At 48.1% G+C, this 19,126-nt stretch carries 18 protein-coding genes; 11 read left to right on the top strand and 7 right to left on the bottom strand.

Annotation, left to right across the window (positions count from 1 at the left end):
- The first annotated feature begins 32 nt into the window (after nt 1–32).
- The 10 genes from NSQ91_RS26470 to NSQ91_RS26425 all read left to right on the top strand — a co-directional run bounded on the left by NSQ91_RS26470 (nt 33) and on the right by NSQ91_RS26425 (nt 9,307).
- Nucleotides 33–203, top strand: a complete 171-nt coding sequence (locus NSQ91_RS26470; protein ID WP_175619029.1) for a hypothetical protein — start codon at nt 33–35, stop codon at nt 201–203.
- A gap of 171 nt (nt 204–374) precedes the next feature.
- The gene (locus NSQ91_RS26465) at nt 375–1,847 is read left to right on the top strand and encodes a glycosyltransferase family 4 protein (RefSeq protein ID WP_076280493.1); all 1,473 of its coding nucleotides are present in this window, start codon (nt 375–377) and stop codon (nt 1,845–1,847) included.
- Between the two features lie 498 nt (nt 1,848–2,345).
- On the top strand, nt 2,346–3,440 hold the full coding sequence (gene wecB / locus NSQ91_RS26460; protein ID WP_076103696.1) for a non-hydrolyzing UDP-N-acetylglucosamine 2-epimerase: 1,095 nt from the start codon (nt 2,346–2,348) through the stop codon (nt 3,438–3,440).
- Nucleotides 3,430–4,416, top strand: coding sequence for a polysaccharide biosynthesis protein (locus NSQ91_RS26455; protein WP_036679704.1), 987 nt, complete (start codon nt 3,430–3,432; stop codon nt 4,414–4,416). Before wecB ends, NSQ91_RS26455 begins: the two co-directional genes overlap by 11 nt.
- Nucleotides 4,413–5,252 carry a dTDP-4-dehydrorhamnose reductase family protein gene (locus NSQ91_RS26450; RefSeq protein ID WP_076305607.1) on the top strand — a complete coding sequence of 280 codons (840 nt, stop codon included), beginning with the start codon at nt 4,413–4,415 and terminating at the stop codon, nt 5,250–5,252. The genes NSQ91_RS26455 and NSQ91_RS26450 overlap by 4 nt, the downstream gene beginning before the upstream one ends.
- Entirely contained in the window at nt 5,249–6,220 is a 972-nt protein-coding gene (locus NSQ91_RS26445) for an NAD-dependent epimerase/dehydratase family protein (RefSeq protein WP_076305606.1), read from the top strand. Before NSQ91_RS26450 ends, NSQ91_RS26445 begins: the two co-directional genes overlap by 4 nt.
- Nucleotides 6,217–6,933: a glycosyltransferase gene (locus tag NSQ91_RS26440; RefSeq protein ID WP_076130428.1), complete on the top strand. Its 717-nt coding sequence runs from the start codon at nt 6,217–6,219 to the stop codon at nt 6,931–6,933. Before NSQ91_RS26445 ends, NSQ91_RS26440 begins: the two co-directional genes overlap by 4 nt.
- A gap of 5 nt (nt 6,934–6,938) precedes the next feature.
- Nucleotides 6,939–7,514 (top strand): class I SAM-dependent methyltransferase, encoded by a 576-nt coding sequence (locus NSQ91_RS26435; protein WP_076141519.1) that lies wholly within the window; start codon nt 6,939–6,941, stop codon nt 7,512–7,514.
- Nucleotides 7,515–7,547: 33 nt separating this feature from the next.
- On the top strand, nt 7,548–8,270 hold the full coding sequence (locus NSQ91_RS26430) for a glycosyltransferase family 2 protein (protein WP_076305605.1): 723 nt from the start codon (nt 7,548–7,550) through the stop codon (nt 8,268–8,270).
- Nucleotides 8,267–9,307, top strand: coding sequence for a glycosyltransferase family 4 protein (locus NSQ91_RS26425; protein WP_076305604.1), 1,041 nt, complete (start codon nt 8,267–8,269; stop codon nt 9,305–9,307). Before NSQ91_RS26430 ends, NSQ91_RS26425 begins: the two co-directional genes overlap by 4 nt.
- A 73-nt stretch (nt 9,308–9,380) precedes the next feature.
- Here NSQ91_RS26425 and NSQ91_RS26420 read toward each other — a convergent pair whose 3' ends face one another.
- On the bottom strand, nt 9,381–10,448 hold the full coding sequence (locus tag NSQ91_RS26420) for a glycosyltransferase family 4 protein (RefSeq protein ID WP_076305603.1): 1,068 nt from the start codon (nt 10,446–10,448) through the stop codon (nt 9,381–9,383).
- 201 nt (nt 10,449–10,649) lie between these two features.
- On the opposite strand from NSQ91_RS26420, the gene NSQ91_RS26415 reads away from it, so the two are divergent.
- Nucleotides 10,650–11,675 (top strand): YhcN/YlaJ family sporulation lipoprotein, encoded by a 1,026-nt coding sequence (locus NSQ91_RS26415; RefSeq protein WP_076305602.1) that lies wholly within the window; start codon nt 10,650–10,652, stop codon nt 11,673–11,675.
- Nucleotides 11,676–11,756: 81 nt separating this feature from the next.
- Here the strand turns inward: NSQ91_RS26415 and nagA are convergent, their stop codons facing one another.
- From nagA to efeB, 6 genes are all read right to left on the bottom strand, one after another.
- Nucleotides 11,757–12,941 (bottom strand): N-acetylglucosamine-6-phosphate deacetylase, encoded by a 1,185-nt coding sequence (gene nagA, locus NSQ91_RS26410; RefSeq protein ID WP_076130422.1) that lies wholly within the window; start codon nt 12,939–12,941, stop codon nt 11,757–11,759.
- Entirely contained in the window at nt 12,929–13,657 is a 729-nt protein-coding gene (gene nagB, locus NSQ91_RS26405) for a glucosamine-6-phosphate deaminase (protein ID WP_076130421.1), read from the bottom strand. The genes nagA and nagB overlap by 13 nt, the downstream gene beginning before the upstream one ends.
- On the bottom strand, nt 13,657–14,535 hold the full coding sequence (locus tag NSQ91_RS26400) for a MurR/RpiR family transcriptional regulator (RefSeq protein WP_036679688.1): 879 nt from the start codon (nt 14,533–14,535) through the stop codon (nt 13,657–13,659). The genes nagB and NSQ91_RS26400 overlap by 1 nt, the downstream gene beginning before the upstream one ends.
- Before the next feature lie 229 nt (nt 14,536–14,764).
- Nucleotides 14,765–15,745 (bottom strand): LacI family DNA-binding transcriptional regulator, encoded by a 981-nt coding sequence (locus tag NSQ91_RS26395; RefSeq protein ID WP_076130419.1) that lies wholly within the window; start codon nt 15,743–15,745, stop codon nt 14,765–14,767.
- A gap of 197 nt (nt 15,746–15,942) precedes the next feature.
- Nucleotides 15,943–17,547: an FTR1 family iron permease gene (locus NSQ91_RS26390; RefSeq protein WP_256716661.1), complete on the bottom strand. Its 1,605-nt coding sequence runs from the start codon at nt 17,545–17,547 to the stop codon at nt 15,943–15,945.
- 238 nt (nt 17,548–17,785) lie between these two features.
- Nucleotides 17,786–19,123 carry an iron uptake transporter deferrochelatase/peroxidase subunit gene (gene efeB, locus NSQ91_RS26385; protein ID WP_076305601.1) on the bottom strand — a complete coding sequence of 446 codons (1,338 nt, stop codon included), beginning with the start codon at nt 19,121–19,123 and terminating at the stop codon, nt 17,786–17,788.
- Nucleotides 19,124–19,126: the final 3 nt, after the last annotated feature.

Genomic DNA, 19,126 nt, shown 5'->3' with positions numbered 1-19,126 from the left:
CGGAAATGTGCGCTTACCAGGGGACAGGTGTCGTGCCGGCATCTGTTTTTCCTCGATATACTGTAGAACCGAACCTCAGCTTATGCCTGTGGCCTGATGAAAAGAAGCAACGTCTGGAGCGGGCTTGTATAGCGGAGCGGAAGCGACTGGCTAGATTCGAGAGCAGAGTGGAAGTGAAGGGGCGAAGCTCGGGAGCGAATTGAAATTGACTGACGAGATTCTAGAGCGAAGCGGAAGCGATGTTGCGAGTCACAGGAGCGACCATTTTCAAAGAGAGTTTTACTGCGAAGGATAGAACTTAGCGCAAAGTTTGTAAATTTTTTAAGGAGGTGAATGGCTGCTCCAGGCCCCTCGTTAGGGAGCGCCGAAACGCCATGGCTGACAAAGCTACAATCGTCCTCTTTTCACATGTATCCAATACACGCAGTATTACGGGAGCGGAGAAGCTATTGTTGTTTTTCGCTCAGGAGCTTTCTCCGTACTTTAATTGTATTCTCGTTGCGCCTCAGGACGGCAAGCTGACTTCTCAGGCTCGAAGCTGTGGAATAAGTGTACAGTTGCTTTCGATTCCTCTTTTATATGGAATGTACACTCCTTATGCAGGGTTGGAGGCAGATGCTCAGAAATTCCAGGAAAGCAGGGAGTATCACGAATTAACAGACTGGCTGAATTCCCTGCGCCCGGCGTTTGTTATTACAAGTACCTGTGTGCATGCTCTGCCAGCAATGGCTGCAAAGTCACTGGGCATTCCGGTGATATGGAAAATATCAGAGACGATAACAGACAATGAATATACACCTATTAGTGTAGGGCTGATTCATCGGAATAGTGATGAGATACTAGCTATTTCACAAACAGCTGCAGCTTGCTTTCCAGAGGACGTGAGAGCGGAAAAAGTGATCCAGCTGCCTCCCTCTTGGAATGATAAAGAGATGATGATTGAGGCTTGGAGCAAGCTTCGGAGCGAACGGCGGCGGGAATTGCGGGTTAAACCGCATGAACAGCTGATCGGTTATATTTCTTCTTTTATCAACAAAGAAAAAGGTCTAGAACATTTTGTGAAAATGGCTGTGCTTGTGCACGCGGTTCATCCAAGCTCGAAATTTGTTGTCATTGGGTCAGCTGGCGATAAAAGCTATTATGAGCGTTGTGTCCGCAAGGTAAAGCTTGAGGGACTGTACACCCGGTTTAAATTTGTTGGTTATGCTGAATGTCTTCCATCTGCCTATTGCGCCATGGATGTGCTAGTGGTTCCTAGTCTGATCCGCGAAGGCTTCGGTATGACTGCTTTGGAAGGAATGGCTTTTGGAAAGCCCGTGATCGCTTACGACTCTGGGGGCTTGCGGGAAATTCTGCACGCAGCGGGCTGCGGCGAAAATCTCGTGCCAGCATCGGACATTTCCGCGCTGGCAGAAAGAGTCAACGTCATGCTGGCGCAGCCGGGATTGGCGTTGACTCTAGGCAGTCAAGCGCGGGAGCGCGTCGACGCCGTCTATGGTCCGGCGGCTTATCGGAGCCGCCTGCAGGGCCTTGCGGAGATGTGGAACCTCCGCTATTGCAGCGCACCTGCGGTGCGCGAGGCTGACAGCGTGGTGGTGGTGGAACCACCCGCTGTCCAGCCTGATTTACCCGCAGCGTCGCCGGCTTTGCCGCCGCGAAGCAAGGGCCTGCCAAGCCGCGTCGCCCGCAAGCGGCGCGGCAAAGCCCGGGCGCGCCGGCGAAGCGGGCGCCCGTTGGTTTTACGCCGCGTTGCTCGCAAGCGGCGTAAAGGTTCTGCCCGGCGGCGCAGCACTGCCGGGGGTAAGCGCCGCCGGGCCCGCCGCGGTGGACGGCGGCGCGCGGCGTAAATGCCTCGATTGCAGCGAAGCGGCAAGCTGAGCGCAAAGAGAGGCATATTTGCCCTCGAATGCGTCGAATTCGGCAAGCTGAGCGCAAAGAGAGGCATATTTGCCCTCGAATGCGTCGAATTCGGCAAGCTGAGCGCAAAGAGAGGCATATCTGCCCTCGAATACGTCGAATTCAGCTAGCTGAGCGCAAAGAGAGGCAAAAATGCCCTTCATTGAGCTCATTCCAGCAACCGGAGCCAAATGAACAGTACATTTCCCGCAAAAAGAGCTCATTCCAGCAACCTGAGCCCAATGAGCGGTATAAATCCCGCTAAATGAGCTCAATCCAGCAACCTGGGCCCAATGAACAGTACATTTCCCGCAAAAAGAGCTCATTCCAGCAACCTGAGCCAAATGAACGGTACATTTCCCGCTCAATGATCTCAATCCAGCAACCAGAGCACAGTCCGCTGATTGAGCCAAGTCAGACCATAATTAAACAGGCAGGGGAGTGAACTCATGAAGATCATGACGATTTTAGGCACGAGGCCTGAAATCATTCGCCTCAGTGTAATCATTCCGCTTCTCGACGAACATGCTGAGCGGCACATCCTGGTGCATACAGGCCAGAACTTCACCGCCAGTCTCAGCGGCATTTTCTTTGCTGAGCTGGGACTGCGGGCACCGGATTATGTGCTGCAGGATAAACAAGCAGGACTAGGCGGCCAGCTTGCCGCCATGTTCGGAGGGTTAGAAAGTATTTTACTAAAAGAACAGCCAGATCGCGTTTTGCTTCTGGGCGATACGAACAGCGCGTTATGCGCGATTTTGGCTGAACGTATGGGAATTCCGGTGGTGCATATGGAAGCGGGCAACCGCTGCTATGACCTCCAAGTACCAGAAGAGAAAAACCGCCGTGTCATCGACGCCGTTTCGACCATTAATATGCCTTATACGCAGCAGAGCAAAAGACATCTAATCAGCGAAGGTTTCCCCAGCAGGCGTATCGTGTTAACAGGAAATCCGATCCATGAGGTCATGACCCATTTTGAGCACAAAATCCAGACCAGCGACATTCTGGAGCAGCTGAAGCTTACCTCAGGACAGTATTTCCTAGTCACGGCCCACCGTGCTGAGAATGTAGATGATCCAGAGTCCCTTGTACAAATTATGTCGGGTCTTAACGCAGTGGCTGAGCATTTTGGAATTCGTTTAATATGCAGCATTCATCCTCGCACTCGCTCCAAACTTACCGAGCAATTTTCCCTTCCAATGAACCCACTAGTTGAATTTCATGAACCTTTCGGATTTTTTGATTTTGTCTATTTGGAACAGCACGCCTTATGTGCCATCACCGACAGCGGGACTGTACAGGAGGAATGCTGCTTGATGAAAGTGCCAACAGTTACGATTCGCAGAACGACGGAACGTCCAGAAACAGTAGATTGTGGCAGCAATGTAGTCTCAGGTGTAGATCAGAAAAGTATTCTGCGCAGCGTCAAGCTGATGACGGCGCTCAATCGGGATTGGGAGGCACCGGAAGGATACATGACTCCGGATGTTTCGGTCAAGGTAGTTAAATTCTTGCTTGGAGGGAACCTGCATGTTCAATAATAAAAGGATTGTGGTCACAGGCGGAACTGGTTCCTGGGGGCATGAGCTGATTAGGCAACTTCTGCCACAAAATCCTAAGGAAATCATCGTATTCTCCCGCAGTGAATCCGCTCAAGTGGCGATGAGCCGGGAGTTTGAAGATCAACGTCTCAGCTTTATCATTGGCGATATCCGTGACAAGGATGCGCTGATTGCAGCCTGCCGTGGCGTTGATTATATCTTTCATCTGGCGGCGCTCAAACATGTTCCAGTCTGTGAAGATCAGCCTTATGAAGCACTCAAAACCAATGTAGTGGGAACTCAAAATGTGATCGAAGCTGCCATTGTAAATGGCGTTGAGAAAGCAATTTACATCTCTACCGATAAGGCTGCGAACCCATCCAACTTCTATGGAATGACCAAAGCGATCGGGGAAAAATTGTTCGTTTATGCCAATCTGATTGGCTCAAACACCCGGTTCGTTACTGTACGCGGAGGTAATGTGCTCGGAACGAACGGCAGCGTAGTGCATTTGTTCATGAAGCAGATTAAAGATAAGGGTCAGGTACGCATTACGGATATGAAAATGACCCGCTTCTTTTTTACCCTACGCGATGCTATTACGTTATTATTTAAAGCTTCTGAGGTTAGCTTGGGTGGAGAAATCTTCGTCATGACTATGCCTACCTGCCGAATTATCGATCTTGCTGAGGTGCTGATTGAGGCTTCCGGAGAGTCCAATGTGAGTATTGTTGAGACCGGGATTCGTCCGGGGGAGAAAATCCACGAGATTCTGATGAGCGATTTCGAAAGCTTAACTACCGTTGTCTACGATGAACAGTATTTAGTAATTCTCCCTACGCTGAACATGCCGGAATTAAAGGCACATTATAGCGCTTATCCTCATGTCTCTTTCAATAGCTTCAGTTCAGAGACGAATCTGATGGATCGGGAAGAGATCAAAAGCATCTTGATCCGGGGAGGGTTCCTGCAATGAAGCTGCTTATCCTAGGTGGAAACGGTATGGCGGGGCATATGCTGGCGGATTATTTTCGCCGCCAGGGCAAGCATCACGTCTTCCATACAACCCGGGATAAGAGCGATCTTGGCGGGCTGTATGTAGATGCGAACGATATAGCCGGAGTTGAGAAGCTGGTCGATATCGTTTCCCCTCATTGCATTATCAATGCAATGGGGGTTCTCAATCAATTCGCGGAGCGTGACAAAATTGGGGCTTACCACGTGAATGGCTTTCTCCCTCATCACTTGTGGCGAAAGGCGGAGGATGTTCAGGCAAGGCTCATCCATATCAGTACCGACTGCGTGTTCGAAGGAACACGCGGAGGGTACACCGAAGAGGATGCTCCTGATGGAACCTCTGTATATGCAATTTCGAAAAGTCTCGGTGAGGTGCAAAAACCCGGGCATCTTACGATTCGCACTTCCATTATTGGTCCCGAAATCCGCTCAGGCGGTATTGGTCTGATGGATTGGTTCCTGGCGCAGAGTGGTAAAGTTTCAGGATACCGGCGGGTGATGTGGAACGGGGTCACAACGCTCCAATTAGCCAAAGCAGTGGATGTAATGCTGGATTCCCCCGTATCGGGGCTGATCCATTTAGCGCATCCAGAGCCGGTAAGTAAATATGAGCTGCTTCAGTATATTCAGGCGGCTTTTCATAAAGAAAATGTGGAGATCATCCCTGAGGATGAACATATTCAGGATCGTACACTAGTGAATACAAGAGCGGATGTCCTCTTGCCGCTGCCTTCATATCCTTTAATGCTGCAGGAACTGGCTGACTGGATGAAACAGTCAGAGATGTATTTATGACAGGTCAAAGACTTCTGATTACCGGAGCCGGTGGATTTACCGGGCAACATGCGGTTCGATTATTTTCGGCAGGAGGGGCTGAGGTTATCGCTGTATTGCGGCCGCAATCGACAGCTGCCTCCACTCTTTTTCCAGAAGGAGTAAAGATTTATGTTTGTGATTTAAGTGACCGGAAAGCAGTAGCTGAGATGATCAAGCAAACTGCACCGGACGCTGTCCTTCATTTGGCTGGGAAGAACTCCGTACCCGAGTCATGGCTTAATCCCTTGCTTTATATGGAGACCAATGTGATGGCCACCTTATATTTACTGGAGGCCATGCGAAGCCTGCCGAGCAGTCGGATTCTAGTGGCAGGCTCCAGACTTAAGTTCAAACCGGGTGTGGTGGCTGGGCCACCACACCCGTACAGTCTTAGCAAAACAATAGAAGAGCTGGTGTCCCTCGCTTGGGGCACCTTATTTAAACAGCCGGTTCTGCTGGCTGAGCCCTGTAATCTGATTGGTCCCGGTCCTTCCACCGGCTTCTGCTCTTTATTAGCACAGCACATTGTCCGAAGTGAAGGCCAGCCAGAAGAGGAAATACCTCCATTTAAGCTCTCTTCTCGTTATGCGCTGCGTGATTTTTTAGATGTAAGAGATGCCGTTAGAGCTTATGATTACATTTTGCGTAAAGGTACAAATGGAACCATCTATCGCATCGATTCGGGGAAGCAGCGGGAACTCGGGGAGATCGCGGAGCAGCTGCTCAGTCATTCTGTAGGTCCAGTGCCAATGGACTGGGGACCTGCAGATGCTGAACGGGCTATTTCAGAGATCGCAGCCACAGCGGATAAGCAGGTTCATTCAGAAGCATCAACCCCTGAGGCTGATGTGACTTCACTGGGCTGGCTTCCGGAAATTGGGCTTAACCAATCGTTAATGGATATTTTGAATTATTACCGAGTTAGCGGGGAGGGGAGGTTGTTATGAGACCGAAGGTTTCGGTAGTGATTCCTTTTTATAATTGTCCTTATATTGAGCACGCCCTGCAAAGTGCGTTCTCCCAGTCTTGGGAACCTTACGAAATCATTGTTGTTGATGACGGCTCGCATGCCCATAGCAATCTAATTACACCGTATCTTTCCCGAATTCATTATCTGGGCAAAGGCAATGGGGGAACCGCCTCCGCACTGAATCACGGCATATTGAATGCAACGGGGGACTATGTGGTCTGGCTTAGCTCGGATGATTTATTTTATCGGGATAAGATCAACAATCAGGTTCTGTTCATGGAGCAGAACCACTTGTTAATCTCCTATACCAACTTTAATTATATTAACGCTCAATCGCAGCTGGTTCAGCTGAATGCTGCGCCATTGTTTCCTAGTCACCTGGATTACTTACGTTGTTTTTTACACGGTAATCCCATTAATGGCTGTACGGTGATGTTTAAACGAGAGGTGTTTGGAGCCATCGGACTTTTTGATGAATCACTTCCTTACACCCATGATTATGACTTATGGTTCCGCGCCATTCTGAACGGATATCCACCGGTGATGTTGAATCAATCCCTCACAGCTTACCGGACGCATGAGGGCATGGGAACGATCAAATATTTTGATGTAATTATGGCAGAGGCAGCTGCGACCAATGCCCGCTACAAGAATTCGCTGCAGCACTTGATTTCTTCTATGGGGGGCTGAAGGTAATGTACCGGGAAATTGAAGTGAATGACTTTCTGCCAGTCTTACTGGAACAGTTGAAATTCTGCCAGAGTATTCTGGATATCGGCAGCGGCACCGGTACCCTGCTTGAACGATATGAAGCCGCAGTAGTGCTTGGATTAGAAATTCACAGGCCGTACCTGCTGCATCGTCAATATAAGTCACCTCATATTATTCCGGTACATGCAGATGCCAGTCATATGGATAAATTATTCCTCCCCAAAACATTTTCAGCGGTTACCTTTATTGATTCAATAGAGCACTTTAATAAAAATGAAGCGAAGACTCTGCTAGGGATGGCCGAAAGAATCGCCAATAACCGAGTAGTTGTATTTACCCCTCGGGGCTTTTTTCCACAGGAGGGTATGGATCATTATCATTTGCAGGGAGAGTATTTTCAAAAGCATCGGAGCGGATGGGAGCCGGAGGATTTTATTGCACTTGGGTATGAGGTAACGGTACTTAAAGGTTTCCATCATGCCCAAAACCCATCGTTTCGTGAAGCATTCGGGGAGGGCCATGCACCAGTAGATGCCCTGCTTGCTTGTAAAACAGTATAAAAGTTGAGCTCCGGGTGAAGGAGGTGAGCGCGTATGAGTGAAGAACCTAAAGTATCGGTGATCATCCCATTTTATAACTGTTCGTATGTTTATCTCGCCATCCAAAGTGTCTTGGATCAAAGCTATCCGAATATAGAACTTATTGTAGTCGATGACGGTTCTACCCTATGGCTGGAGAAGTTGGCCCCCTTCCGTGACAGAATCATTTATATACAAAAGAGTAATGGAGGGACGGCTTCTGCTTTGAACAAAGGGATAGAAGTGGCTACCGGAACGTATTTTGCCTGGCTCAGTGCAGATGATCAATTTCACCCGGATAAAATCAAAAACCAAATAGAAAAGCTCAAAAGTACGGGTACTTTGTTTAACTATACAGCCTATTATTATATAAATGAGCAGGGAGAACGGATCTCAGATACGGTAAGTATGCTTTTTAGCAGCAGAGCCCATTTTATTGAGACTATGATGTTGGGGTGTCCGGTGAATGGGAGTACAGTTCTTCTTCATATGGATATATTTCGTGCCGTAGGAACGTTTGATGAGATGTTGTTATATACTCAAGATTATGATTTATGGCTGCGTATTTTACCGCATTTTAGCTGGTCTTATATTGAGCATCCGCAGCTTGATTATCGAGTGCATCAAGAGATGGGTTCAGTGATTCATAGTGAGGCGCAGAAAAGAGAGATAGAACTGGTACAAGCAAAACATCACGGGGTTCTATCGCATCTGCTGCTAAAGGAGAGAGGGGAATGAAGTTAATATTTCCTGTTCTAACTCTATCTAGGGGCGGAGCACAACGGATGCTGGCAGAACTGGCTAATCGTCTGTCAGAAATCGGTCATGAAATTACGATTCTCCTACCCAGCGATGGTGTCGTTGAATACGAGATGAATTGTGAATTGCGTTATGCGGCAGATGGTGAATTAACGGCCAATGATTTTCCAGTGGGAGACGTGATTGTCTCCAACTTTTATACCACAGTCGAGGTATCGCAGCAGGCAAGTAATGAGGGGAAAGGGATTCATATTCGCTTAGCACTTTGCTACGAGCCCACTTTTTTACCCGACAATAGCCGCTCTTTTGCATCTTATAGTTTAACTAGCAATCTGCTCGTACTTTCCCGCTGGCAGCAAGAAATCGTCCAGAAGAATCATGGCATTAAGGGGACAATCGTGCCCATTGGTGTGAATCCTGTTTTTAGAAATTTGAACATTCGTGAACCTGAAAATAAGCTTGTAGTTTCCGCGGTTATGCGAAAGCCAGAGGGTGGATTCTCAGGCCATCGTGAACAAGACTATTTGCTTGAACAGTTAAATCGGGTCAGAAGACTTCATCCAGAAGTTGAACTTTATTTGATTATTCCACCTGGTGAATTTGCTGAGTCGACTACCCTGCAAACTTTATTAGCGGACGAACGATATCATATAAGGACTCCTGCAAATGATACTGAGCTTTGTTACCATTATAGTGAGAGCGATATTTTTGTAAGCTCAAGTACGTATGATACGGGATCGCTACCAGGCATCGAGGCTATGCGTTGTGGAGCAGCACTCGTTACTGTTTACTCCGGTGGGAATATGGAATATGGCAGGCATGGCCACAACTGCTTAATGTCTTACCGGTTTGAGAATCGGCTTGCGGATGATATCATAACCTTGATCAAAGACCCTGATTTGCGCCAGCGGCTTGCTCGTAGGGGTGAACAGGATTCACAACGTTTCACTTGGGAAAAAAGCACACAATTGTTTCAGAATGCGTTGTTTGAGATTGTATCACGGAACTCTTTATAATATACCCCTAAAATATAAAAAACCTTCAATACCACGTGAGAAGTGGCTTGAAGGTTTTTTTGCATGATTTCGGTTAGAAGATGGCATAGGAATTCATCATTTCACGAAAAGACTGCGCATACTTCTCAGTTCCGAAGCGTGAGACCATATATCCTCTTCCTTGCTGGCGGAGACCCTCTCGCAGAGGAAAATTGTTCATAAGCTCCAGTCCTTCGTTGACAGCAGTTGGAATATTGCCAAGCGGGTAAAATTTACCCGTGACATTATGAACAATAAAGGATCTGACACCATCGGAATCTGTACTAAGTACTGGACAAGTGCAGCAAATCGCTTCGGCAACAGCGTATCCAAATCCTTCTGTAATGGAGGTGGCTAACAGGAATCCACCAGAATTAGCGATCGAGGAATAATAAATCGGCATTACATGATTAGGAATATTGGTAAAAGTACTTAGACGATCATTCAGCCCTAGGGCGTGTAGCTCTTCCTGAAAGGATTGTTTCTGATCCTCTGCGGCTAAATTAGGATCATGGAACATCCACAAATGAATATCTGGTTTATAAAGGCGAATATCATGGGCGATTCTCAAATATTCCCGCCAATTTTTATTGCTCTCTAGCCGGCCTACCCAAGCGATAACCGGATTAGCGGGAGGTTCAGCAGGGATATGCTGAAAGGACTGGACATCAACAATATTCGGAATTACATAACGATGCAGCCAGGGACAGATTTCAATAAACAGCTCCAATAAATGATCGGTTGGCGGGATTAGTACCGCATTACAATAAGAACGTAAATAAGGGACGGCATCTCTGATCAGAGTTTCCGCATGACTGCGTTTTCCAAGGCCTTGAGATTCGTATATCATAATACCGCGGTAACCGAGTTCACGCAGACGTTTCAGTAATAAATAATCAGATGTAACAATAATGGCATCGTAATTATGGGTCTCCAGCAAATTTTTAATTTCTTCATCTGAAGATGAGACAAATACCGGAAAATTGGTCGTATTCTGGCCTGAACCCGGCATTAGATATAAAACATGGCATTCGATCCCACTTCGCTGGAGACTTTCACATCGCAGCTTATTTAATGTCTCCACCCCGCCACTCGGTACATAAAACGTAAATAGAACTTTCATGCACAAGCCTCCTGACTTTTGCGGAGTAATACCGACTTGTTGAGATATGGCTTACTGTTTATAAGATACGCCGATCTGCACTCGCGGGTGACGGTCAAAGCGGCATAGTTCCAAATCCTTTCAGGATAGCTTGTTCTTCAGAAGGTCATCCTAACGATCGTACACTGCACACATACAACATTAGAGATGGAGGATGAATTCATGTTGCGATCCAAGATCAGTATGTCAGTCTTAGCTGCATTGCTTCTCGGCTTGGTGAGTATTACGGGGTGTGGAACCAATACGGCAGAAAAATCGAATGTGCAAACCAATAGTGTCCGGGGAGTAAATGATGGGCGTATTGGTGTGAATTCCGTACGCGGTGGCACACATAACATCACTAAGATGGAAGTTAGTCAGGAGCTTGCAGACCGGATTGCTGCAATGCCTGAAGTCCGCTCAGCGAATGTAATGCTTGCAGGAAAAAGCGCGTATGTAGCAGTAACTTTAAATGATGCAACTGCTGGCCTGCGTGCCAAAGGGACTCCATCGTATCGGGCAAAATCCTCAACCACTCCTCACAATTATGGACCGACTGGCGTAATGTCTGGTACAGGAAGAGTGAAAATTGGCCGTGATGGAATGAATGATACTGGAGCCGTAACCAATGGTATGAACGGAGCCTTAAAAGGTACTGTAAATACAGTTCCTGGTACAACAAGTACTGGACCGGCAACCAGAAATGGAATCAATGGCATGGGTAATTTGGGAGCGGATATGTTGGGAACAGGAACAGGAACAGGTACAGGTACGATAAGAAACCATACTTATAATAATGGTCCTCTGCTGAACAGCAATGGCTCGAAACATGATGTAGATATGGGGATAGGAAAAGGTATGGGAACTGGAATGGGAATGGGCATGCGCAGTACCACTCCTAGTACCCATGATACGAATTACAGAAGTAATTCGACGCATATGTATAACACCAATAGCACGAATAACACAAATAACACCATAAATACAAGAGAAACAGAAACAGTTACCAAAGCAATTAAAGATAAAATTGCTGCAGAAGTTAAAAAACATGATGCGAGAATTAAGGATGTATACGTATCAGCAAATCCTGACTTCGTGGAACGCGCCAATGTTTATGCTGAAGAGGCTCGTGCCGGTCATCCGATAAAAGGATTTGTGGATGAATTCCGCACCATGGTTGAACGAATTTTCCCAACTCGTAATTATTAATGATTTTTGTGATCTAAATAAAAAAGCAACAATCTCACCATCTGGAGAGAATTGTTGCTTTTTTGTTTGGAGCTAATTTTATTAAGTGGTGATTGGACGTCCGCCGATCCATACGCCGCGAATATTAAATTCAGCATCAAGGCGTAGGATATCGCCGCGTTTTCCAGCCTCCAAGGAGCCAATGCTTCGTTCCATTCCAATGGACGCCGCTGGCGTAAGGCTTGCAGCGCGGGAGGCCTCTTCCAAGGTGAGTCCTACCTCTTGGATCAGATAACGGAAGCCGCGAATCATCGTTAGTGTGCTTCCAGCTAGAGCAGCGGGATTATCTTTAAGGGTAGCGATGCCATCTTGAACGAGTACAGGTAAATCACCGATTGTATATTCACCATCACTAAGTCCAGTTGCAGACATGGCATCAGTAATCAGTAATAAATTGTTCTCTTTCTTGAGACGGGTCAATATAGAAATGGCTGCGGGATGAACATGAATCCCGTCGGCTATAATCTCTGCGCGAATGCGTTTATCGAACAAAATAGCTCCAGCCGCTCCAGGCTTACGGTGATGTAGGGGTGTCATCGCATTGAACATATGCACGGCTTGGTTAAGTCCAGCATCTGCTGCGGCAATAACCTCTTCAAAGGAGGCATCCGTATGCCCGAGCGCTGCAGTTATACCGTGCTTGCGCAGCCAGAGAATAGCTTCGAGGGCACCTTCACGTTCCGGAGCAAGCGTGACTTGCCGGATCATTCCTGGATAATCGTTCTCCCATTGTGCTAGCCACTCAATATTGGCAGGAACAATATGCTCTGGATTTTGTGCGCCGGACCATTTCGGGCTGATGAAGGGTCCTTCCAAATGCATGCCTGCGATTTGTGTGTAAGGCATTTCAGCAGCGCGATAAGCGCTGACTTCGGAGAATACTTGGTCAATAGCAGACTTGGAAGCGGTCATGGTTGTAGCCAGCATTGTTGTTGTTCCTTGGGAACTATGGAACTTAGTGATGGCATTCAGCGATTCAGTATCACTGTACATAAAGTCGTGGCCAGCTCCACCATGAACATGTACATCTACAAATCCGGGGATCAGGAGATCCGTTGCTTGACCACTGGCAGGCCAATGCGCGTAACGCTCTGGAAGCCAAGCCGCATCGCCAGCATAGTGGATCTGCTCTCCAGATACGGCAATCACACCGTGCTCAATTAAACCTTGGGGAGTCAGTACCTTACCGAACAGCAACTGTTCTAGTTCTTTATTTATTTCAGCCATTTGCCTGCTCCTTCATCTACGAGAACGATTACATTTGGATGGCTCTGCAGCAAGGATGCAGGGCATTGGGTTGTAATCGGGCCTTCCACAGCATTGCGGATAGCTTCAGCTTTGCCGGCACCACGAACCAATAAGAGGATTTGGCGTGCTTTTAGGATGCCTCCAATGCCCATTGTGATCGCTTGCCGAGGGACCTCATCCAAACTGTCAAAGAATCTAGCATTTGCTTCCCGGGTATCTTCAAGCAGGTCGACGACATGGGTTTTGCTGCTGAGGTTAGCATCGGGTTCGTTGAATCCAATGTGGCCGTTGCTGCCAATACCGAGAATCTGCAAGTCAACGGGTCCGTTTTCTTCCAGCATTTTATCGTATGCAAGGCATTCTGCTTCCATATCCGCTGCGTTTCCGTTAGGGATATGTGTCTGTCCTGGATCAATATCTATATGGTTAAATAATTGCTCGTTCATGAAACTGCGATAGCTTTGTGGATGGTCGACAGGCAAGCCGATATACTCATCCAGATTAAAGGAAGTTGCTTTAGAGAAACTCACAAGTCCTTTTTGGTGCATTTCAACCAATTTGGCATAAACCCCAACTGGGGAGCTTCCGGTCGCAAGACCGAGCACGGCTTTAGGATTGCTTTGCAACAGGCTGGCAATAAGATTCGCACCCGTTTGTACGAAATCTTCATCACTATGGAACTTTAGAATATTCATTAGGATTGTCCTCCTCGTTTGTTTCGGTATTGTTGGACATTGAGATAAGATTGCTCCAGTCTAGGAATAAAATCCCCAAAACGGGTGCTGACCATTCCAGTGAACAAAATATCAATGATGTGAAGCTGAGCTATGCGTGAGGCCATGTCTCCCCGTCGCATGCCTTTCTCCAAAGATGAGGAGAATAGGGGGATATCCGCCAGAGTAGCCAAGGTGCTGCTGCCATAAGAGGTTAGTGCGATAGTGCTTGCTCCGCTAGCCTTCGCACACATCAAGGCATCAATGGTCTCGGGAGTCTCTCCCGAATAGGATACTGCGAACACGACATCACCTTCGGAGAGTGATGAAGCAGAGGTAATCTGCATATGGGAATCAGCAAAAGCAGTACAATTTACGCCTATGCGGATCAGCTTCTGATAGAAATCCTGAGCGACAATGGAAGAGGTCGCCATCCCGTACAGATCAACGCGGCGTGCTTGGCACAATAAATTAACTGCTGCCTGCAATCGCTCCAGATCTAACAGTGAGGTAGTATCCCGGATGGAGGTCAGATGGTTCGTCTGCATCGCTTCCACAATCACGGAGAGTGGGTTGCCGGCTACAATATCTTGATAAGAAGAGCCACCATCCTGCGGCGCGGCATCACTATGAGCAATTTCTGCTGCCAGCTTCACCTTGAAATCCGGAAAGCCTTTAAAATGAAGCACCTTACAGAAACGTGTGATCGTTGCCGGGCTTATTCCGCATTGTTCTGCTAATTCTGTAATGCCCATATGAACGATTTCGCCTGGTGAGGAGAGAATTCGTTCAGCCAGCTTTCGTTCCATTTGAGAGAGCTTGGCCTTCTCATGCTCGAGTGCATGCAGTATTGGGGACATCCATTCATCCACCTCGTTTCAATGGGGTATTGAAATTATTTTTATGATTATTAACTAAATGCAGAAAATTATTTTCATATTTAGGATAAAACAAATTCCATTCGGAAGCAAGGGATAAAAATGAATACTAAAGGGGAATATGCAAAAATAAAAAACGGTCTACTCGCAGAAGGCTGCAAAGTGGACCGTTAAAATGATGTAATTACTGAGATATAAGATGAAAAGGATACTATACTGTATTGCGTTCTATAATACGGTACTCAAGCTTGCGATGAACGGGTTGTCCATCATTTCGCTGGATCTGATCATAGATAATCCGAAAAGCGGATATGCCCATTTCAGTTAACTGATTATCTACAGTGGTCAGACCTAACGTTCGGCCGATAGGCTGATCATCAAATCCAATGACGGCCAAATCTTCAGGAATGCGGATACCCTTTTTCCAAGCTTCGATGATTAAACCAGCCGCTATATGATCGCCTGCTGAAATAATCAGGGCATCAGGACGATTCTTCATCTGCAGCAGTTGGTGAAGTACGCGGGCACCGTCCTCTTCGGTCAGACAGTTATAGATCATCCATTCATCATTGTAAGGCTGATCTGTAGCTTCTAGAAAGTCTCTAAAGGCAATTTGGCGGATAGAGCTGCTGCTGCCGTGTGGTCTTCCTTCACAGTAGCCAATATGGCGGTAACCTTTATCATTCAAATATTGAAGGCCACTGCGAAAAGCAGAATAATGCTCAATATATACAGAAGAAAATTGGCGTTCTCCCCTATCCTGACATACCACAATAGGACCATAAGCTGTATATTCTTCAATAGCTTCTGAGCTCATTGTTGAAGAGACCATAACTACACCGTCAATTTCTTTGTTCCGCAGCATCTCAAGCACCTTAATTTCTTCTTCCGTACGATAATCGGTTTGGCAGAGAACGAGCCGGTATTGAGCCAGCAGTGCTTCTTGAGCCAAGCCTGCAATAATGACTGAGAAATAAAATAAGTTGGTATACGGAATAATAACAGCTATAGCTTGAGTCCGCCCAGTGATCAGATGCACGGCGTTCATATTACGCGTGTAGTTTAATTTTTCAATAGTATTTAGGACTGCGGTTCGTTTGACTTCACTTACATAAGGGTGATTATTGAGCACCCGCGAGACTGTTGTCACGGAAACACCAGCCATACGGGCAATTTCTTTAATATTAGCCATTAGAGTACAACAGCCTCCCTTGGGTGCTTGTGTATAGTCATTTTATTTTATCATATTGTCCGCAAATTACCTCCCAAATAAAAAGCTTGCTATGGAATCCATTTCATAAATTAGACTGTAAATGCAAGAGATTACCGGACTAAACCGGCGTAACCACCAGGGCGTGACGGACCGGTATATCTATTGTATTAATAAAACTAAGCTGTTCGTGAAGCCTTTGGCGATCTGTTCCGAAACAGCTCCCACACAATAAACAGCAGGACAAGCAGCTGTGGAAGCAAGGTTTCCCAAGTGGGATACATGCCAAGCCAGTTAATTGAAGGCAAGCCCTCTTGTACATGTGCAGGAAGTTTGCCGGCGACCTGAAGCGAGTGAATGCTCTCCCCAAGAAAGCGGAATACTAGGTAATAAATCAGAATTGTAGCTGTACGGAAGAAGGCGGCAATCGGCAATTTTGCACTCAAGGCAATAATTGCATAACCTACAATACCAAGAATAATCAGAGCACATCCAATCCCAAGCAGTAATTGAGACAGCTTGATGGATGGAGCCATGCCCACATAAAAGATTGTAGTCTCTGCACCTTCACGTAAAATCGCAAGCGCTGCAACGGAGGACAGTGACCAAAGATTTCCTTTGGCCAGCGCGCCATCAACTTGCCTACCCACGTAGTTGTTCCAATTCGCAGTGTTTGATTTGCTATGCAACCAGCGTCCGATTGTGAGCATCATAACTACCGCGACAAGACTAGTAATCCCTTCAATCATCTCCCGTGCTCCCCCGGAAGCTGCCCGAGAAATGGTATAAGTGAGCACAACAGCCAATCCGATACTTGCGATGAGGCCGACAGCTGCACCGGACCAGATCCATTTTTGCGCTTTGGCGTTGCCATCACGTTTCAGGTAAGCAAGAAGAGCTGACAAGACGAGAATAGCCTCAAGTCCTTCGCGCAACAGAATCAAAGCGGCATCCCAAGCATTATAAGTGGTTTCACCAGCCAAAGGCGTTAGTTCGCTAAGCATATTGTCCATGATGGTTAAAGCTTGATCCAGTTTAGGCGGATTTGAGAGCAGGTAACCTGTGACAGCCGCACTCTCATTTTCGATATTGTTGTAGACTGTTGGTGAGGCGATCTGGACTTGCCCTTCGGCAGAAGGCCAGGCTACGATGAATTGCTCCATGATGTTAGCGGCTTCTGTGCTGTTATTGTCTTTGGCAGCGGAGGATGCTTTGTTCAGGTAGCTGATTAATCCCTCTATAGAAGCTGGTTCACTGGAAGTATCCCCAGCGTCAATGGTTTTGCCTTCACTGTAATCAGCCAGCAGTTGATACAGAGCTTCTGCTTCCGATTTCGCCGATGCCTCGCGAAGCGGTTCAGCCTGCAGCGCAATCCGCAGCAGGCTTATTCGCGTCTCCAGCAGGCTGTAGACGGCGGAATCGTCCGCCCGGATGTTGCGCTCCGCCGGCTTCCATCCGCTGACGATGTCGCGGTACGCTGCCGCTGCCGCGCTCCAGTCGGCGCTGCGCGCCGCATCCCGCGTGCGTTCCGCCGCGGGCAAAAGCTTCGCCGCCGTCTCGCGTCCGGCGGCTCCAGTGTCACCGCCGACCGTGCCGGAGGCGGCGGTGACGTACGCGTCCACGCTTCTCGCGAGCGTGGACAGTGCGGTTTTGGCGGGCTCGCCGCCGCCCGCCGCAAGGGCTTTCGCCGCGTCTGCAAGCGCGGCGTCAACGGCAGCAGCCGGACCGGCGAGTGCCGGGTCCGGCGTGCCTGTGTTCGCGGTGCGCCACAGCGCAGCGAACACTTCTACATCGGCCGCGGCCGCGTCCCAGCGGCTCTGGCCGGCTTCGACGAGCGCGCTGCCGACCGGCGGCAGGAGCTCGTCGACCGTGCCATCGCCCTCCGCCCCCGCGGGGCTGGAGAGCAAAAGCATACACAAAAAGCCAAACAGAATCAGCAAGGCAACCTTTGGCATTTGCCGTTTAGGATGCGTAAGAGATAACATCGGGATAATCCCCCTTCAATAATGGACAGCCATAAATTTAGCTTAGTAGTGTTTCCCCGATAAAGCCGCCTCTGCGGACACCGGGGAAGCAGGCAAATACAGCGCTGCCGGTGTGAGTCATATATTCGTTCAAAAGATCAGTCTTAGAGAGGCGCTGCTGAATGGCAACGAATTGTTTCATTAAATCACGTTGAAAGCTAATGAATAACAAACCTGCATCAAGCTGGCCCGTGGTGACGTCCAAACCGCTGGAAAAAGAATAGGAGCGGCGCAGCATTTTGACTGTACCGTCACCATGCGCCAATGCGGAATGTGAATTCACCGGAATGACAGGTTTCCCGGAAGCGTCCGCAGCTGAAAGATCCAGATCATCGAATTCATCCTTAGCTCCGAGTGGAGCTCCGGTGTGACGATAACGCCCGAAGGTAGCCTCCTGATCACTTAGCGACGACCGATCCCAGACTTCAATACGCAGACGTACCCGGCGTACCGCCATATAAGTGCCGCCGCTCATCCAAGAAGGACCGTCACTGCTGCTGTTCCAGACCACTTTGTTCATTTCAGCGTTATCGGTTGTATCGGGATTGCCCGTGCCGTCTTTGAAACCCAAAAGATTGCGTGGCGTAGCCCCCTTGGGATCCGCTGCTCCAGTGCGTTGAAAACCTTCCTGTGTCCAGCGCAGTACAGCAGTCCCCCGGGCGATACGCGCCAGATTACGGATCGCATGGAATGCGACCTGCAGATCATCCGCACAGGCTTGCACACAAATATCCCCGCCACACCATTTCGGATCAAGATTGTCACCCGCAAATGCCGGAAGATCGGTCAATAGGGCTGGGCGTTTCGAAGCTAAGCCGAATCTTTCATCAAAAAAGGAAGGGCCAACACCAAAGGTCAGCGTACACCGTGCAGGGTTTAGCCCGTCCGCTTCCCCGGTGTCTGAGGGTGGAAGATTGGGGTTGTCATTTACGTCACCAATAAGCTCGCCAGTAGTAAGAGCGGCAGCGGCAGTGGTCCATGCTTGCATTAGTTTTTTCACATCGGCCAGTTTGGTTGTGGTGAAATCAAAGGCAGCAAAATAAATAAAGTTCTGTGCAGGTGTCAAAATCCCTGCCTGATGGCTCCCATAAAAAGGAATGGAACTGGAATCACCTTCTGCGGATTTCGTTGGCTCAGCTACAGCATTACGCGCAGCCATAATTCCACCGACACCTCCGCCCCCTAACAAAAGACCAAGGCCAGTGGCGCCAGTAAGCCGCAGCATATCGCGGCGGCTTAATTTTTTACCAAATATAGGCTCATTCTTCGATTGATCATTAAGAGGGGGACTTTCAGGATTACCTGGTACTCCAGTGAACTTGTTATGTTTATTCATGAG

The organism is Paenibacillus sp. FSL R7-0048 (genome assembly GCF_038004505.1).
Taxonomy (GTDB): domain Bacteria; phylum Bacillota; class Bacilli; order Paenibacillales; family Paenibacillaceae; genus Paenibacillus_AQ; species Paenibacillus_AQ odorifer.
This window is presented reverse-complemented; position numbering and strand designations above follow the sequence as displayed.

What these genes read in the sequence shown, in the direction of transcription:
- NSQ91_RS26465 (WP_076280493.1), top strand. Translation starts at nt 375, where the DNA reads ATGGCTGACAAAGCTACAATCGTCCTCTTTTCACATGTATCCAATACA.
- wecB (WP_076103696.1), top strand. Translation starts at nt 2,346, where the DNA reads ATGAAGATCATGACGATTTTAGGCACGAGGCCTGAAATCATTCGCCTC.
- NSQ91_RS26455 (WP_036679704.1), top strand. Translation starts at nt 3,430, where the DNA reads ATGTTCAATAATAAAAGGATTGTGGTCACAGGCGGAACTGGTTCCTGG.
- NSQ91_RS26450 (WP_076305607.1), top strand. Translation starts at nt 4,413, where the DNA reads ATGAAGCTGCTTATCCTAGGTGGAAACGGTATGGCGGGGCATATGCTG.
- NSQ91_RS26445 (WP_076305606.1), top strand. Translation starts at nt 5,249, where the DNA reads ATGACAGGTCAAAGACTTCTGATTACCGGAGCCGGTGGATTTACCGGG.
- NSQ91_RS26440 (WP_076130428.1), top strand. Translation starts at nt 6,217, where the DNA reads ATGAGACCGAAGGTTTCGGTAGTGATTCCTTTTTATAATTGTCCTTAT.
- NSQ91_RS26435 (WP_076141519.1), top strand. Translation starts at nt 6,939, where the DNA reads ATGTACCGGGAAATTGAAGTGAATGACTTTCTGCCAGTCTTACTGGAA.
- NSQ91_RS26430 (WP_076305605.1), top strand. Translation starts at nt 7,548, where the DNA reads ATGAGTGAAGAACCTAAAGTATCGGTGATCATCCCATTTTATAACTGT.
- NSQ91_RS26425 (WP_076305604.1), top strand. Translation starts at nt 8,267, where the DNA reads ATGAAGTTAATATTTCCTGTTCTAACTCTATCTAGGGGCGGAGCACAA.
- NSQ91_RS26420 (WP_076305603.1), bottom strand. Translation starts at nt 10,448, where the DNA reads ATGAAAGTTCTATTTACGTTTTATGTACCGAGTGGCGGGGTGGAGACA.
- NSQ91_RS26415 (WP_076305602.1), top strand. Translation starts at nt 10,650, where the DNA reads ATGTTGCGATCCAAGATCAGTATGTCAGTCTTAGCTGCATTGCTTCTC.
- nagA (WP_076130422.1), bottom strand. Translation starts at nt 12,941, where the DNA reads ATGGCTGAAATAAATAAAGAACTAGAACAGTTGCTGTTCGGTAAGGTA.
- nagB (WP_076130421.1), bottom strand. Translation starts at nt 13,657, where the DNA reads ATGAATATTCTAAAGTTCCATAGTGATGAAGATTTCGTACAAACGGGT.
- NSQ91_RS26400 (WP_036679688.1), bottom strand. Translation starts at nt 14,535, where the DNA reads ATGTCCCCAATACTGCATGCACTCGAGCATGAGAAGGCCAAGCTCTCT.
- NSQ91_RS26395 (WP_076130419.1), bottom strand. Translation starts at nt 15,745, where the DNA reads ATGGCTAATATTAAAGAAATTGCCCGTATGGCTGGTGTTTCCGTGACA.
- efeB (WP_076305601.1), bottom strand. Translation starts at nt 19,123, where the DNA reads ATGAATAAACATAACAAGTTCACTGGAGTACCAGGTAATCCTGAAAGT.